This is a genomic window from Pectobacterium aroidearum, assembly GCF_041228105.1.
Classification (GTDB): Bacteria; Pseudomonadota; Gammaproteobacteria; order Enterobacterales; family Enterobacteriaceae; genus Pectobacterium; species Pectobacterium aroidearum.
Genome location: NZ_CP166097.1, coordinates 4,692,931 through 4,706,564 on the forward strand (window position 1 = coordinate 4,692,931; position 13,634 = coordinate 4,706,564).

Annotated in this window: 14 protein-coding genes and 1 pseudogene; 8 read left to right on the forward strand and 7 right to left on the reverse strand. The window is 50.5% G+C overall.

Annotation, left to right across the window (positions count from 1 at the left end):
- Nucleotides 1-342: 342 nt before the first annotated feature.
- Together AB8809_RS21130 and AB8809_RS21135 are read right to left on the reverse strand one after the other, a co-directional pair.
- Nucleotides 343-1,380, reverse strand: a complete 1,038-nt coding sequence (locus tag AB8809_RS21130) for a M48 family metallopeptidase (protein ID WP_180778931.1) — start codon at nt 1,378-1,380, stop codon at nt 343-345.
- Between the two features lie 215 nt (nt 1,381-1,595).
- Nucleotides 1,596-2,777 carry a YjgN family protein gene (locus AB8809_RS21135; RefSeq protein WP_012773092.1) on the reverse strand — a complete coding sequence of 394 codons (1,182 nt, stop codon included), beginning with the start codon at nt 2,775-2,777 and terminating at the stop codon, nt 1,596-1,598.
- Nucleotides 2,778-3,071: 294 nt separating this feature from the next.
- Here AB8809_RS21135 and AB8809_RS21140 point away from each other — a divergent pair, with 294 nt between their 5' ends.
- The gene (locus tag AB8809_RS21140) at nt 3,072-3,575 is read left to right on the forward strand and encodes a GNAT family N-acetyltransferase (protein WP_181829937.1); all 504 of its coding nucleotides are present in this window, start codon (nt 3,072-3,074) and stop codon (nt 3,573-3,575) included.
- A 68-nt stretch (nt 3,576-3,643) separates the two neighbouring features.
- On the opposite strand, the gene rraB is transcribed toward AB8809_RS21140, so the two are convergent.
- Nucleotides 3,644-4,069 (reverse strand): ribonuclease E inhibitor RraB, encoded by a 426-nt coding sequence (rraB, locus tag AB8809_RS21145; protein ID WP_012773090.1) that lies wholly within the window; start codon nt 4,067-4,069, stop codon nt 3,644-3,646.
- A gap of 161 nt (nt 4,070-4,230) precedes the next feature.
- On the opposite strand from rraB, the gene argF reads away from it, so the two are divergent.
- The gene (argF, locus tag AB8809_RS21150; protein ID WP_181845804.1) at nt 4,231-5,238 is read left to right on the forward strand and encodes an ornithine carbamoyltransferase; all 1,008 of its coding nucleotides are present in this window, start codon (nt 4,231-4,233) and stop codon (nt 5,236-5,238) included.
- Nucleotides 5,239-5,390: 152 nt separating this feature from the next.
- On the opposite strand, the pseudogene AB8809_RS21155 reads toward argF, so the two are convergent.
- From AB8809_RS21155 to AB8809_RS21170, 4 genes and pseudogenes are all read right to left on the reverse strand, one after another.
- Nucleotides 5,391-5,471: pseudogene (locus tag AB8809_RS21155) on the reverse strand (hypothetical protein); the annotation flags it as partial.
- A gap of 143 nt (nt 5,472-5,614) precedes the next feature.
- Nucleotides 5,615-6,280 (reverse strand): PAS domain-containing protein, encoded by a 666-nt coding sequence (locus tag AB8809_RS21160; protein WP_181829939.1) that lies wholly within the window; start codon nt 6,278-6,280, stop codon nt 5,615-5,617.
- Nucleotides 6,281-6,284: 4 nt separating this feature from the next.
- Nucleotides 6,285-6,968, reverse strand: a complete 684-nt coding sequence (locus AB8809_RS21165) for a helix-turn-helix transcriptional regulator (protein ID WP_012773087.1) — start codon at nt 6,966-6,968, stop codon at nt 6,285-6,287.
- Nucleotides 6,969-7,343: 375 nt separating this feature from the next.
- Nucleotides 7,344-7,808, reverse strand: coding sequence for a YhcH/YjgK/YiaL family protein (locus tag AB8809_RS21170; protein WP_012773086.1), 465 nt, complete (start codon nt 7,806-7,808; stop codon nt 7,344-7,346).
- Between the two features lie 522 nt (nt 7,809-8,330).
- Here AB8809_RS21170 and pyrB point away from each other — a divergent pair.
- The 6 genes from pyrB to AB8809_RS21200 all read left to right on the forward strand — a co-directional run bounded on the left by pyrB (nt 8,331) and on the right by AB8809_RS21200 (nt 13,633).
- A complete protein-coding gene (gene pyrB, locus AB8809_RS21175; protein ID WP_180778950.1) occupies nt 8,331-9,266 on the forward strand; it encodes an aspartate carbamoyltransferase in 936 nt (311 codons plus the stop codon).
- A 15-nt stretch (nt 9,267-9,281) separates the two neighbouring features.
- Complete coding sequence (gene pyrI, locus AB8809_RS21180) at nt 9,282-9,746, forward strand: aspartate carbamoyltransferase regulatory subunit (protein ID WP_012773082.1); 465 nt, start codon at nt 9,282-9,284, stop codon at nt 9,744-9,746.
- Nucleotides 9,747-9,844: 98 nt separating this feature from the next.
- Entirely contained in the window at nt 9,845-10,231 is a 387-nt protein-coding gene (gene ridA, locus AB8809_RS21185; RefSeq protein ID WP_012773081.1) for a 2-iminobutanoate/2-iminopropanoate deaminase, read from the forward strand.
- Nucleotides 10,232-10,452: 221 nt separating this feature from the next.
- Nucleotides 10,453-11,892 carry a circularly permuted type 2 ATP-grasp protein gene (locus AB8809_RS21190; protein WP_349856523.1) on the forward strand — a complete coding sequence of 480 codons (1,440 nt, stop codon included), beginning with the start codon at nt 10,453-10,455 and terminating at the stop codon, nt 11,890-11,892.
- Nucleotides 11,886-12,815, forward strand: coding sequence for an alpha-E domain-containing protein (locus AB8809_RS21195; RefSeq protein ID WP_180778934.1), 930 nt, complete (start codon nt 11,886-11,888; stop codon nt 12,813-12,815). Before AB8809_RS21190 ends, AB8809_RS21195 begins: the two co-directional genes overlap by 7 nt.
- Entirely contained in the window at nt 12,812-13,633 is an 822-nt protein-coding gene (locus AB8809_RS21200) for a transglutaminase family protein (RefSeq protein ID WP_349856524.1), read from the forward strand. Before AB8809_RS21195 ends, AB8809_RS21200 begins: the two co-directional genes overlap by 4 nt.
- The last annotated feature ends 1 nt before the right edge of the window (nt 13,634 follow it).

Sequence of the window (13,634 nt, forward strand, 5' to 3'; positions counted from 1 at the left end):
AGTCGTGAAGCCGCGATTCTAATGTCTATTAGGAAAAATCCCAATAAACATGAGCGGACTAATAATAAAAAGAGATTATTCTCTGAATTTTTTATTTATCACGAAAGATTCTACAGACAGTTTTTAATAGGATGATATTTAACGAATTCCCTGCCTAAGTGCTTTACCACATTCCCCATACTCCCAGCGTGAAATAGGCGCGTATAAAAACAGCAAAAAATGGATTTTTACTCATATTTCTAGCGAGGAAAGGATCGTGTGTGATATCACCACACACGATCGACATTAGACAGGGGTTAGGTCGGGGTTGAGAATCAAGAGTTGAGAATCGGACGCTGAGAATCAGTGCTTATTCATCTCTCTTTCAATCACCTTCAGTCGTTCATCCATATCCGGGTGCGTGCTCAGCCAGTCGGGCAAATCCAACGATTCCACTTCATCATGACTGCGGTCGTTAGCGACGAGAGCCTGATACATCGCCTGCATCGATTGCAGCGAACGCCCTTGCTGCTGCATTTCTGCTATTGCCCACGCGTCGGCTTCCCGTTCCATGTCACGGGAAAACTGCATCTCGTTGATGAAAGCGGCAGACTGCAACACGGTATCCCCCACGCCACTGACATCTCCCGTCATCCACATGAACGTCAGCGATACCAGCGATGAACGAACAACCATGCGCATTGGGTGGCGGTAGGCGTGGTGCCCCATTTCATGCAGCATCACCGCAGCTAACTCGTTATCACTTTTCGCCAGCGTCACCAGATCATCGCTGATAATCAGCGTGCCATCTGCCAGCATAAAGGCATTCGGCCCGATAGGCGCAGACATGATCTCCAGACGCAGCGGCGTTTTATCTTCCCGCATGTCTGCAGGCATAACCTGTTGAAACAGCGTTTGCATCGCCTGCTGGCGTTCAATAGGCAGCTTGGAAGGCGTAAAATCACTGTGCCGCAACAGCGTCAGCGTATGTTGCCCCAACTGCTGCTCAATGGCGGTAGGTATACGTAGCGCCAGTGCGGAACTCGCCCACGGCAGCACGACATAAACGTAATTGATGACTATCAGGATCGTGGCGAACAGCGTGAGAATGACGCCACGCTTATGGCGCTCCAGACGATGGACAAGCCCCGGACGGCGGCGGGCGGAATACCATGCACGAAAGGTGGGATCGTCGGCAGGCACAAAGCGGCCACCGTCAGGAAACGTTAGCGTCAGAGGAATGGAACCCAACGCATCGGAAACCGTAACCTGCTCCAGCGAAAATGTCGTGTTTGATGACCCGGTGTTCAGCACCATCATCGAACCGTTGTCCGCTAAATGAAGAGAAGCGGCCACGCGGGCCGCCAATCCGGGGTATTGATAATGCCCCTCAATATTCATATTCCTGCCTTATACTCGTCATACTTCAAGTTGCATGTGCGTTGGCTACGCTCAAATACTCGGCCCGTCGTGGGCCTCGCCCTGAAGGGCCGCTGCACGCAGCGTTCAAATCTGCTCCCGGCAGATTTGTCACCCGAATCACTTACCTGAGTAAGCTCATCGGGATTCCTTCCCTTACCGCCTTCCTGAAACTCGAATTATTTAGAGTATATAACTTACAGACCGACGCCTAAATCGAGCGCCTGCACAGCTTCTTCGGCCAGTGCGCTGTTTGCCGTGTCCTGATGTGCCTGAACGTGCAGCAGTGCCAGATCGCCTTCAACCGCTGTTGCATTCGCGATATAACGAGCGTGACGAATCTCTGCTACTGGCGCAGCCCAACCCAAAGAGAAAATAGTGATCAGACTATTGGTTATCAGCAGCCCCATGTAAGACAGCGTTTGCATGGAAGAGTGCAATTTCACATCACCATTCAGCGACGTCTGGTTAAACAGATAATTACGCTGTGCGACTACCAGATAGCTGCTGGAAACCAGCACGCCCAGCAGCGCCACAATGAACATCATAATAAAATTAAAGGCATTGCTCAGTAGCATCATCAGTATGAGATCTTCATTGCCGCCGCCCATCATAATGGTTTGGAACAGCGTGAAAATGAAGGAGCTCATGAACGACAGCGCTGCGATCAGGAAAGGCACAAAAATCAGCAAGCTAACCAAGGCGAATTTAATAAATGCCGCTTTCGTCAATTCCGCTTTAAACGCGGTTTTCCCGAAGGACAGGTTATTCACATAGAAATCAAGCTGCATCATTTTCATGATGCCGTTTACCGCAGCAAACCCTGGAATAGCAATCGCCAGTGCAATGAACCCAATCAGAATAGGGCTATTACTCTGCATACCGATCATGACCACAACAACCAGAGCGATATAAAAAGCCAGCATCAGCAGAATAGGGCAAAACAGCAATACCCAATACGCGCGGCCAGTCTGGCAATCATAGTTAAAACGGACGCCACGGTAGCTGGACATAATGGCGTTATAACGCCAGTTACGGATCACAATAATTGGAATAAGTGCCGCAAATGCCAGTGCGATAATAGTACCGAGCGTGGGTGACATCGCCAATATGATATAAAACAGAATGATTCCAGCGATAACCAGCAAACGCCCTTTGAGAATCTGAATGGGATCTGCATGGTAATCAAAACGGTCACCGTTAATTTCCGTGTTGCCGTAAAAATAACGACGGCGACGTACGGTAGCCCAGGCAGAATAAATTCCCAGAGTGATGACCGTTAATAACGCATTCACCAACCAAATTGCAAAATATTCCCCGGCCTTACCATGAAACTTCACGCGATGCTGCGTGTTATTTTCTGAAGTATTGATTGTCATAAACCTTTCATCCTAAAAGAAATAAGCCTCATAGACGCATCATTCGACACGTTATGGGCATACAAAAAGCGGCTTATTTAAGCATGTCCTGTTAATCACAACAATAAAAGTTAACAGCAATTAAACAAGTTTATATACTTGTAAATTACAAGGAATAGGGAAAGCCATAGAGAAACTCACATATCCGTAACGTCGGCCTGACAGGTATAGACGTTGCATCAATGTGGTCTGAAATGGTATTACAATCGGCCAGGATCATTCCCCTCGTAAACCGTAAGAACAAGAGTACGTATTATGACAACCGCGACCTCCGCCAAGCTTCAGGTACGCCCAATCACTGCGCAGGACGATGCCGCTATCGCTCGGGTCATCCGTCAGGTTTCTGCTGAATTTGGTTTGACGGCTGATAAAGGCTACACCGTGTCCGATCCGAATCTGGACGCGCTGTTTGCCCTCTATAGCCAGCCGCAAAGCGCTTACTGGGTAATTGAATACGAAGGCTGTGTCGTGGGCGGCGGCGGCATTGCACCACTGGTCGCGGGTGACGAAGATGTGTGTGAATTGCAGAAAATGTATTTCTTACCCATCGCGCGGGGCAAAGGGCTGGCGCGCCAATTAGCGATACAAGCGCTTGATTTTGCGCGTCAGCACGGCTTTCGCCGCTGTTATCTGGAAACGACGGGTCACCTGACCAGCGCGATCCGCCTGTATGAATCATTGGGCTTCGAGCCGATTCCCCACTCAATGGGCAACACAGGCCACACCGACTGTGAAGTAACGATGCTGAAGGTGCTGTAAAAGCAAATAAAAACGCCGCAGGGTATTCCTGCGGCATTCAGTGAGGCGTGTACTTTGAGATGAATGACTTAGTGGCGCTTGCCGTCATCGTCTTCGTCATAAAAATCTTCATCATCCCCGTCTTCTTCGCCTTCACCATCTGGATCTTCGAAGTAGGTACCCCAGCCGTCGTAATTCACACCGTGGCGTTCTGCCAACGCCAGCAGTTGTTCTACCTGTGCGTCGATCAGTTCCGCATTCAGCGCAACTTCACTGATGGCATCACAGCACATCAGCAACACGCCATCTTCCACTTCCAGTTCTTCCGCATCCGTCACTTCGTAGCCCAGTTTGAAGGCTTCTACAGCGACTTTTTCCAACACTTCAAACTTTTCAGCAGAGAAATGGTGTTCAATGGTATAGAGCGCGTCAGGATCGCTGCCATCATCCAGCAGTTCTTCAATGATCAGGCGTGTCTCTTCCCGTTGCTCTTCCAGTAATTCGCGGTTTGCCATGCCTCAGTCCTCATTAATCGACGTAATATTGCTTATTGTCCCACAGCCCTGCGGCTTGCTCCACCACAAAGTTTGATATCACCACTTGAATTTGAATAATTACACATATAAAGTGAATTTTAATTCAACCAATGATGTTGAGCCACATGGAGATGTACATCATGCAACCGTTCTACAAGCGTCATTTTTTAAGGTTAATGGATTTTACACCCGCAGAAATTGCCAATCTTTTAGCCCTGTCAACGAAACTGAAAGCCGATAAAAAAAACGGGACAGAAGTCCGCCGCCTGCAAGGTAAAAACATCGCACTCATCTTCGAAAAAGATTCGACTCGTACTCGCTGCTCTTTCGAAGTTGCTGCATACGATCAGGGCGCGCAAGTGACCTATCTCGGCCCAAGCGGTAGCCAAATCGGCCATAAAGAATCCATCAAAGATACCGCTCGCGTGCTGGGAAGAATGTACGACGGCATTCAATATCGCGGCTATGGCCAGCAGATTGTCGAAACGCTGGCGCAATACGCCGGTGTGCCAGTCTGGAACGGACTGACGAACGAATTCCACCCTACGCAGCTACTGGCGGATCTGCTGACGATGCAGGAACATTTGCCGGGTAAACCGCTGTCAGAAATGACGCTCGTTTACGTGGGCGATGCGCGCAATAACATGGGCAACACCATGTTGGAAGCAGCAGCGCTGACCGGGCTGGATCTACGCCTCGTTGCGCCAAAAGCCTGCTGGCCAGATGCTGGTCTGGTGGCAGAGTGTCAGGCCGCGGCAGAGCAAACTGGCGGCAGCATCACACTGACGGAAGATATCGCTACGGGCGTCGCAGGCGCAGATTTCATTTATACCGACGTCTGGGTTTCCATGGGGGAACCGAAAGAGACCTGGCAGGAGCGCATCGCGCTGCTGAAGCCGTATCAGGTGAACGCGGCGATGATTGCTGCGACGGGCAATCCGCAGGTGAAATTCCTGCACTGCCTGCCCGCTTTCCACGACGATCAGACGACGATGGGCCAACAAATGGCAGAACAATACGGTCTGCACGGTGGAATGGAAGTCACGGACGAGGTCTTTGAATCCGCGCACAGCATCGTGTTCGATCAGGCGGAAAACCGTATGCACACCATCAAAGCGGTGATGGTCGCTACGCTAGCGCAAGATTAAGATTTATCCTGCCTTTGATATGTTTTAAAAACAGATCAGAGGTGGGAAGGCTCTTTTTCAGTGGGATTATCCCGTGTCGATGTTCTCTCGCCTGACTCCGGGCATTTAGCAGCCCCAGTGAGTGCGGGACAATGCGCAATCAATTCAGGCTCAATCAATTCAGGCTCAAGAAAATCACCGAAAGAGGTCAGAGGATTACGGGTAGCGTCGTAGCAGGAAACAAGGTCGAGAGCCTAAGCAATGTACATAAAAAATCCGAAAGCAAGGCACGTTTGTGGATTCTTACACAGTAGTTGGATCGTTCAACTGCTCCTTAACTGCTCGGCTTAGAGTCCTTTCCCGTAATTTTGACATGAGAGGCTCGAACCACAGCCCCTCAGGTAATCGATACATGCCCTTTTATCAGAAAAAAAGGAGGTATGTAGTTATCCCATCCTTTTTGGTTGCAGTGTTGGATCAGGGCGGTGCTGTTTGCCACTCCTGCTTTATCACAGCAACGCGTTATCCTGTTACGAAGCGTTGAGGAACTTATACCGAGTATGTCCGGAATACGGTTCTGCTTTACCCCGCTCTGCAGTAAAAGAACGGCCTCCCACTCTTTGTCTGTAAAAATATTTGCCGGTCGGGTGAACACAATGGGCTTCCTTTCGCATGGCATAAGAAAGGTTGAAAAGTAAACATTGGTGATTTCTATGTAGGTGCAAACAATCCCGTCATTGCCATCATTGAGCCGCCAAGGACGCTTCTCCACCAGAAAAGACCTGAGTCTATTTCGTCTTCCGTAATCAAATGTTTTGAGGACAATACTCATTTCATTTGTGGTCAATATTTTTTGGTCGTCATACAGTATATGACCGTAGTGCTCGCTGATATCGGGCGTTAAGTCAGTGTCGAGACAGCCTACAAGTTTATTTTCTGTTACGCCGAAATACTGACATGCCATCTTATTGCCATAAACATACTGAGAGTTACAGTCCTTTATTGCCCAGCCAAACAAAGAGTTATCAAAGTAATACTCAACAGGAGTCAAATCTGGGTCCATCAGGTTAACCTCTGATAATGATATGTCCTTTTTTCAGAAAGAACAGCGGGATGTAGTTATCAAATCGGTTATCTCTACAGTATTCCTTTAGGCCTGATACTGAATTCAAACCTGTTTTTCTGTAGCAGCTTCTGAGTCTGCTGTTAACAGCATCGACGGTGATTGAGAGGATGCTGCTTATATCTTTAAGCATCATCCCACAGACAAGCAGGTAAATAACCTCCCATTCCTTCTCAGTAAATATTGTAGAAGGGGGCTCGAAGGTGGAGTGTTGAATTATGGTTCCATTTAGCAACGAGGTCGGTGTGATGATCCTAACATGCCTGACGCTGATAACTGTGCCTATACAGTTGCGATGTTCATCATAGATTGGCTCCTGAATATTGTAGGCAGGCTGCATTATTTTTTCCGTGCCTTGAATATGCGTTGTAATGGCTCTCACCGCCTTACCAGTACGCTCTATCTCTCGTTCCTGCTGATTAAAAATGTCTGAAAATTCGGCGACAGGAACAGGGATATCCCTAATGTTCAAGCCTTCATAATCATAACGAGTTGATATGGTTTGCCAGGTTTTAAAGGTGTTATTGACATAAACAAAACGGGAATTTGTGTCTTTTATTGCCCAGCCGACAAGAGGATCGCTTTCAAACATTGCGATTAGTCTGTCAGGTAACGTAATTTGTGTCATCAGTGTATCCCTACATTAAAATTACCCTACATTAAAATTACCCTACATAAAATATGCCGTACCTGATATGCACCTGTTTATAAAAACTGAAATAGAATAAAAAGTCTGTGACAGGCCAATGCCAGGGAAAACATCCTACATAAATTAAAGTAATAATATACCTATAATCGAAAGGTCATAAGGTTTTCTAGCAAGAAAATCATTTTCTTAATAATGCCAGTCAGTTAAGCAACTGACTGGCTATTTTTTTCTATGCCTTGCGGTATTTACGTAGTTTTTCCTTTACCACTCTGTAGAAGGGGAAAACCACCGAGAGGCATCTGAGGCATCATTTTCTTCCATTTTATGGCTGAACGTTCCTTGTTCACAAAAATCCTACACCAGCGACGCGTCGATTTTCACTACAGCTTTGCGTACGTGTGCCGGTTCACCAACAGCACACAGCGGTTTGTGTACTTCACCTGGGAAGAAGACGACAAAATCCCCTTCCTGCATCACAAACTGTTTTTCCTGTTCACCCGATGGCAGGAAGGCAATATCTTTATCCGCCAACCAATCGGTATCCGGCTTGCCCGCAGGCAGGTTACTGAACGTCATCCCTTCCACGCCGGACAGCACAATCTGAATGTCCAGATATTTGGCGTGATACTCGGCGCGGCGTTTTTCCAGCAGATCGGTGCTGTCGTTGGAGATCAGCACAAACACGCTGTTGCCCTCGATATCATGCTTGCCCAGCGGGGTATCCGCCGTAATGTTTTTCTTCACGTATTCAATTGCTTCACGCAGTTTGGCAGGCAGATAAGGAACCAGTTCAAGGTGGTGGACATTGCCAGTAATCATAAAAACCTCGTTGATAGAAAAAATGAAACTCTGTTTTATAATCCTTATACTCTCCAAATGTGACACCCGCCAGCGCGTTAATACGAAAAAGTGAACTGCCCATCACTCTTCTCAGTCTCCCCTCTTCCACCCGCGAGCGTTATGCATACCGCACCCTATCCGCAACCGATTGCGATGCGTAAAAAACCACGTTTTCTGCTTGAAATAGCCTAGTCGGCGCGTATAATTCCCGACAGTTTGCCGGGAGGGGTCATGCACCGTTACACCAAAAAATCCGCTGCTTATGTTGGTTCTCAACCACAACTGCCATCCGGCAGCCAGCCAGCGTTTTCCTTTCCGTTGCTCAATTATTTCATTAAGAAAGCCCCTCAATGAGGGGCTTTTTTTTGTGCCCTATCGTCCACGACGGCAACCTTTACAGGTCGTCACGTTGTGGCATCAAAAAGCGAATCAGGCATTTTTGCCGACAGCTCGGGCAGTCAGATACGACATTTCCTGTTTACTCGTGAGGAGAAAGACACCATGGTCAATCCGCTCTATCAAAAGCATATTATTTCGATTAACGACCTCAGTCGGGAAGATTTGGAACTGACGCTGCGTGTTGCCGCCAGCCTGAAAGCCAAGCCTCAGCCTGAGCTGTTAAAACATAAAGTGATTGCCAGCTGTTTCTTCGAGGCCTCAACCCGGACGCGTTTATCCTTTGAAACCGCGATGCATCGTCTTGGTGCCTCCGTCGTCGGCTTCGCCGACAGCAACAACACCTCGCTGGGGAAAAAAGGCGAAACGCTGGCCGACACCATCTCCGTTATCAGCCAATATGTTGATGCCATCGTGATGCGTCACCCGCAGGAAGGCGCGTCCCGCCTTGCGACCGAGTTTTCCGGCGGCATTCCGGTACTGAACGCCGGTGACGGTGCGAACCAGCACCCGACGCAAACGCTGCTCGATTTGTTCACCATTCAGGAAACGCAGGGGCGCCTGAACAACATCAACATCGCGATGGTCGGTGATTTGAAATATGGCCGCACCGTGCATTCACTCACGCAGGCGCTGGCGAAGTTTGAAGGCAACCGCTTCTATTTCATCGCTCCAGACGCGCTGGCGATGCCGGACTACATTCTGAGCATGCTGAAAGAGAAGAATATTGCTTACAGCCTGCACAACAGCATCGACGAAGTCGTCGGTGAGCTGGATATTCTGTACATGACGCGCGTGCAGAAAGAGCGTCTGGATCCGTCCGAGTACATCAACATCAAATCCCAGTTTGTCCTGCGGGCGGCTGACCTGCACAGCGCCCGCCCGAATTTGAAAGTGCTGCACCCGCTGCCGCGCGTCGATGAGATCACCATCGATGTGGATACCACGCCTTACGCTTATTATTTCCAACAGGCGGGCAACGGTATTTACGCTCGTCAGGCGCTGTTGGCGCTGGTCCTGAATCGCGAACTGGTTCTGTAAGAGGAAGAAACCATCATGACACACGATAATAAATTACAGGTTGAAGCGATCAAACGTGGCACGGTGATCGACCATATTCCCGCACAGGTAGGTTTTAAACTGCTGACGCTGTTTAAACTGACCGCGACAGACCAGCGCATCACCATCGGCCTGAACTTGCCGTCCAACCACCTTGGGCGCAAAGATCTGATCAAGATCGAAAATATCTTCCTGACCGAAGAGCAAGCGAACCAGTTGGCGATCTACGCACCGCAGGCGACCGTCAATCAGATTGATGACTATGACGTGGTGCGCAAACTGGTGCCGACGCTGCCAGAACACATTACTGGCGTGCTCACTTGCCCGAATAGCAACTGCATCAGCCGCAGCGAACCGGTGTCGTCGTCGTTCAGCGTTAAACAGCGCGATGGCGATGTTCACCTGAAGTGTAAGTACTGCGAGAAAGAGTTTGAGCGTCAGGCCGTACTGCAAGATCGCTAGTTTTCTGCTTTGCCCCGCGATGAACATTGCCTGCGGCGGGGCTTTTTTGAATAATGGCTGCGTCCGCGTTCCTTTTACGCCCCCATCAAGGAGATACCATGTCACGTACTATCAGCACTGAGCACGCCCCTGCCGCCATCGGCCCTTATGTTCAGGGCGTCGACCTCGGCAGCATGATCATCACGTCCGGTCAGATTCCAGTGAACCCGAAAAGCGGTCTGGTAGCAGATAACATTACTGCTCAAACGCGTCAGTCGCTGGAAAACGTACAGGCAATTGTGGAAGCCGCTGGCCTGAAAGTTTCCGATATCGTGAAAACGACGGTATTTGTGAAAGACCTGCACGACTTCACCCTGGTGAATACCGCGTATGAAGCCTTCTTCAACGAGCACGACGCTCCGTTCCCAGCTCGCTCTTGCGTTGAAGTTGCCCGCCTGCCAAAAGATGTGAAAATCGAAATCGAAGCGATCGCCGTCCGTCGCTAAGCACCATCATTGATCGTTCTCTTCTCAAGACGCACCATTATGGCTGCGTCTTGCTGATTTTTAGCGTCTTTATTCTCCCCCCTCAGTGCAGACTTTCCTTGCTACGCACCAATTAGAGGAAAAAATCCTCTTCCCCTCTGGCTAGATCACGCTTTTCTCAAAATGGCGCATTTTATGCATTGTCCTATTATCGCTATTAAGCGTGCTGCCTGGGGATGACAATGATAAAAATGCAACTTCCATCTGCGCCTTATTATGACGAGATGCTTTCGTCACAAGGCCAACAACGTCAACATTACAATTCCTATTGGCAATGGCTTCAGCAAACCGACCAACAGGCCATTAAACAGAAGAAAGAGCAGGCAGAACTGCTGTTTCACCGCGTGGGTATTACGTTTAACGTTTATGGCGAGGAAGGAGGCACCGAGCGCTTAATTCCCTTCGACAGCGTACCGCGCATTATTCCTGCCCACGAATGGCAGTTGCTCGATCGCGGCATCCGTCAGCGGGTACAGGCACTGAACGCCTTTCTCTACGATATTTATCATCATCAGCACATACTCAAGGCCGGGATTATCCCCAGTGAACAGGTGCTGGCCAATGAGCAGTACCAGCCCTGTATGCAGGGTGTGAACCTACACAACAACATCTACGCCCACATCACCGGGATTGATATGGTGCGCAACAGCGACGGCCATTACTACGTGCTGGAAGACAACCTGCGTACCCCATCCGGCGTCTCCTATATGCTGGAAAATCGCAAAATGATGATGCGGCTCTACCCGGATTTGTTTGCCAGCCAACATATCGCGCCTGTTGAACGTTATCCCAGCTATCTGCTTCAGACGCTGCGTGAAAGCACGCTCGTTGACGATCCCACCGTGGTCGTGATGACGCCGGGGCGCTTCAACAGTGCCTACTTCGAGCACAGCTTTCTGGCGCAGCAAATGGGTGTCGAGCTGGTGGAAAGCGCGGATTTATTCGTGAAAGAGGGGGCCGTGTATATGCGCACCACGGAAGGCCCCTGCCAGGTGGATGTGATTTATCGCCGCGTGGACGATGCCTTCCTCGACCCGCTGGCGTTTCGCGCGGATTCGATGCTCGGCGTACCCGGCCTGTTGTCCGTGTATCGTGCTGGCGGCGTCGTACTGGCGAATGCCATCGGTACCGGTGTCGCCGACGATAAATCCATCTATCCCTATGTCCCTGAGATGATCCGTTTCTACCTGTCTGAAGAACCGATCCTCCACAATATTCCGACCTGGCAGTGCCGCAACCCCAGCGATCTGCGCTATGTACTCGATCATCTGGATAGCATGGTCGTGAAGGAAGTTCACGGCGCAGGCGGTTACGGCATGCTGGTCGGCCCACGGGCCACGCGTGGGGAAATCGAAACGTTCCGCCAGCGGTTGCTCGCAAACCCGAACAACTATATCGGTCAGGAAACCTTAGCGCTCTCCACCTGCCCAACGTTCATCGAGGACGGTCTGGCTCCCCGACATATCGATCTGCGGCCTTTCGCCCTGAGCGGTGAAGAAATCCGATTGGTTCCCGGCGGTCTGACGCGTGTCGCCCTCACGGAAGGTTCTCTGGTCGTCAACTCCTCACAGGGTGGCGGCACCAAAGATACCTGGGTCATGGAGGAGGATGAATCATGCTAAGCCGTACTGCCAGTGAACTGTATTGGATGGCACGCTATCTGGAACGGGCAGAAAGCCTCGCCCGTGTACTGGATGTGACCTACAAGCTTTCGATGATGCCGCGCCACAGCCAGCAGCAGCGCGATCTGGCTCTGCCCCTGAATCTGACCGCCACACACGAACTCTTTCAGCAGCGCTACACCCGCTTTTCAATGAATAACCTGTTGAATTTCTTCGCGCTGGACAGCCAGAACCCCAGCAGCATCTACAACTGCATCGAAATGGCCTGGAACAACGCACACGCCGTGCGCGGCAGCCTGTCCTCCGAGGTCTGGGAATGTATTAACGCAACCCGCATCGATATTCGTAATCTGCGGCATCAGGGGGTAGATAATGTCGGGATCGATGCGTTCTTTGACTGGGTGAAGGAGCGCTCCCACCTGTTTCGCGGCGCGATGTTCGGCACCCTGCTGCGTAATGACGCCCAGTGCTTCATTCGCGTTGGCACACTGATTGAGCGCGCCTATGCGACCGCACAACTGCTGAAGGTGAAACACCAACAGCTCAATAACGATCCCGACCCGGTACGCGAGTATTATCGTCTGGATACCCTGCTGCGTGCAGTGAGCGCACGCGAGGCGTACCACAGCATCTATCGCCAGCCGATCAGCCCAGAAACTGTCACCGAACTGCTGGTCTTGCGCGAGGACGTCCCACGTTCGCTGCACGCCTGCATCGGCGATCTGGTGCTTCAGTTGGAAGCCATCGGCAGCCAACGCGCCAAAGTGCCACATCGGCTCGCTCATCTGCTACACGTCGAGCTACGTTTCAGCACGCTGGACGACATTCTGGCGCAGGATTTATCCACGTACCTCAACAATTTCATTATTAAAATCAACGAACTGGCAGACAGCATTCGTCATACCTATCTGGAGGCGCTATGAAACTCACCATCAACCATCTCACCCACTACCGCTACGATGAAGAAGTGAAGTTCAGCACCCAGTATTTGCGCCTGACGCCGCAAAACTCTGCCCATCAGAAAATACGGGAGTGGAAGCTGACACTACCCACCTCAGCGGTTCAAACCACCGACGCGTATGGTAATGTACTGCATGTGCTGACACTCGATCACCCTCATCAGGACATTACGATTCATGCGGAAGGTGTTGTCGATCTTCTCGACAGCGGCGCAGCAGAAAGTCCCGAAATACAGGATGGGCTGTCACCGTTAGTTTTTTTACGCTCGACGCCGCTGACCGAAGCTGACGGCGAGATTCGAGCGTTTGCACAACGCTATTACCGTCCAGATGCTGCGGAGGAAAGCCTGAATACGCTGATGGCGGAATTACGGCTGAAAATGCCGTATACTCCCGGCGCAACGCAGGTGCAGGATACCGCGGCGGCGGCATTTGCCATGCAGAAAGGCGTTTGTCAGGATCACACCCATGTGTTTCTCGCCTGCTGCCGTAGCCTGAGTATTCCAGCACGCTATGTGAGCGGCTACGTGTACAGTCAGGATACCCACCATGTCGCCATGCACGCCTGGGCGGAAGTGTGGTTAAACGGATACTGGCAAGGATTTGATATTACCAACAGTACCCGACAGCTCCATCAGCATCTGTGGCTGGCCGTAGGAATGGATTATATGGATGCCTGCCCGGTTCGCGGTACGCGGCTGGGAGGGGGATGCGAAGAGATGTTTTCAGAAGCTGAAGTCCGCTTGTTTGAACGGCAACAGCAGGTACAGCAGCAACAGTAGA

Bases quoted from the DNA above. Each gene is read 5' to 3' on its own strand.
- AB8809_RS21170 (WP_012773086.1), bottom strand. From the start codon at position 7,808: ATGATTACTGGCAATGTCCACCACCTTGAACTGGTTCCTTATCTGCCT.
- ridA (WP_012773081.1), top strand. From the start codon at position 9,845: ATGTCACGTACTATCAGCACTGAGCACGCCCCTGCCGCCATCGGCCCT.
- AB8809_RS21195 (WP_180778934.1), top strand. From the start codon at position 11,886: ATGCTAAGCCGTACTGCCAGTGAACTGTATTGGATGGCACGCTATCTG.
- AB8809_RS21140 (WP_181829937.1), top strand. From the start codon at position 3,072: ATGACAACCGCGACCTCCGCCAAGCTTCAGGTACGCCCAATCACTGCG.
- AB8809_RS21135 (WP_012773092.1), bottom strand. From the start codon at position 2,777: ATGACAATCAATACTTCAGAAAATAACACGCAGCATCGCGTGAAGTTT.
- pyrB (WP_180778950.1), top strand. From the start codon at position 8,331: ATGGTCAATCCGCTCTATCAAAAGCATATTATTTCGATTAACGACCTC.
- pyrI (WP_012773082.1), top strand. From the start codon at position 9,282: ATGACACACGATAATAAATTACAGGTTGAAGCGATCAAACGTGGCACG.
- rraB (WP_012773090.1), bottom strand. From the start codon at position 4,069: ATGGCAAACCGCGAATTACTGGAAGAGCAACGGGAAGAGACACGCCTG.
- AB8809_RS21160 (WP_181829939.1), bottom strand. From the start codon at position 6,280: ATGGACCCAGATTTGACTCCTGTTGAGTATTACTTTGATAACTCTTTG.
- AB8809_RS21190 (WP_349856523.1), top strand. From the start codon at position 10,453: ATGATAAAAATGCAACTTCCATCTGCGCCTTATTATGACGAGATGCTT.
- AB8809_RS21130 (WP_180778931.1), bottom strand. From the start codon at position 1,380: ATGAATATTGAGGGGCATTATCAATACCCCGGATTGGCGGCCCGCGTG.
- AB8809_RS21200 (WP_349856524.1), top strand. From the start codon at position 12,812: ATGAAACTCACCATCAACCATCTCACCCACTACCGCTACGATGAAGAA.
- AB8809_RS21165 (WP_012773087.1), bottom strand. From the start codon at position 6,968: ATGACACAAATTACGTTACCTGACAGACTAATCGCAATGTTTGAAAGC.
- argF (WP_181845804.1), top strand. From the start codon at position 4,231: ATGCAACCGTTCTACAAGCGTCATTTTTTAAGGTTAATGGATTTTACA.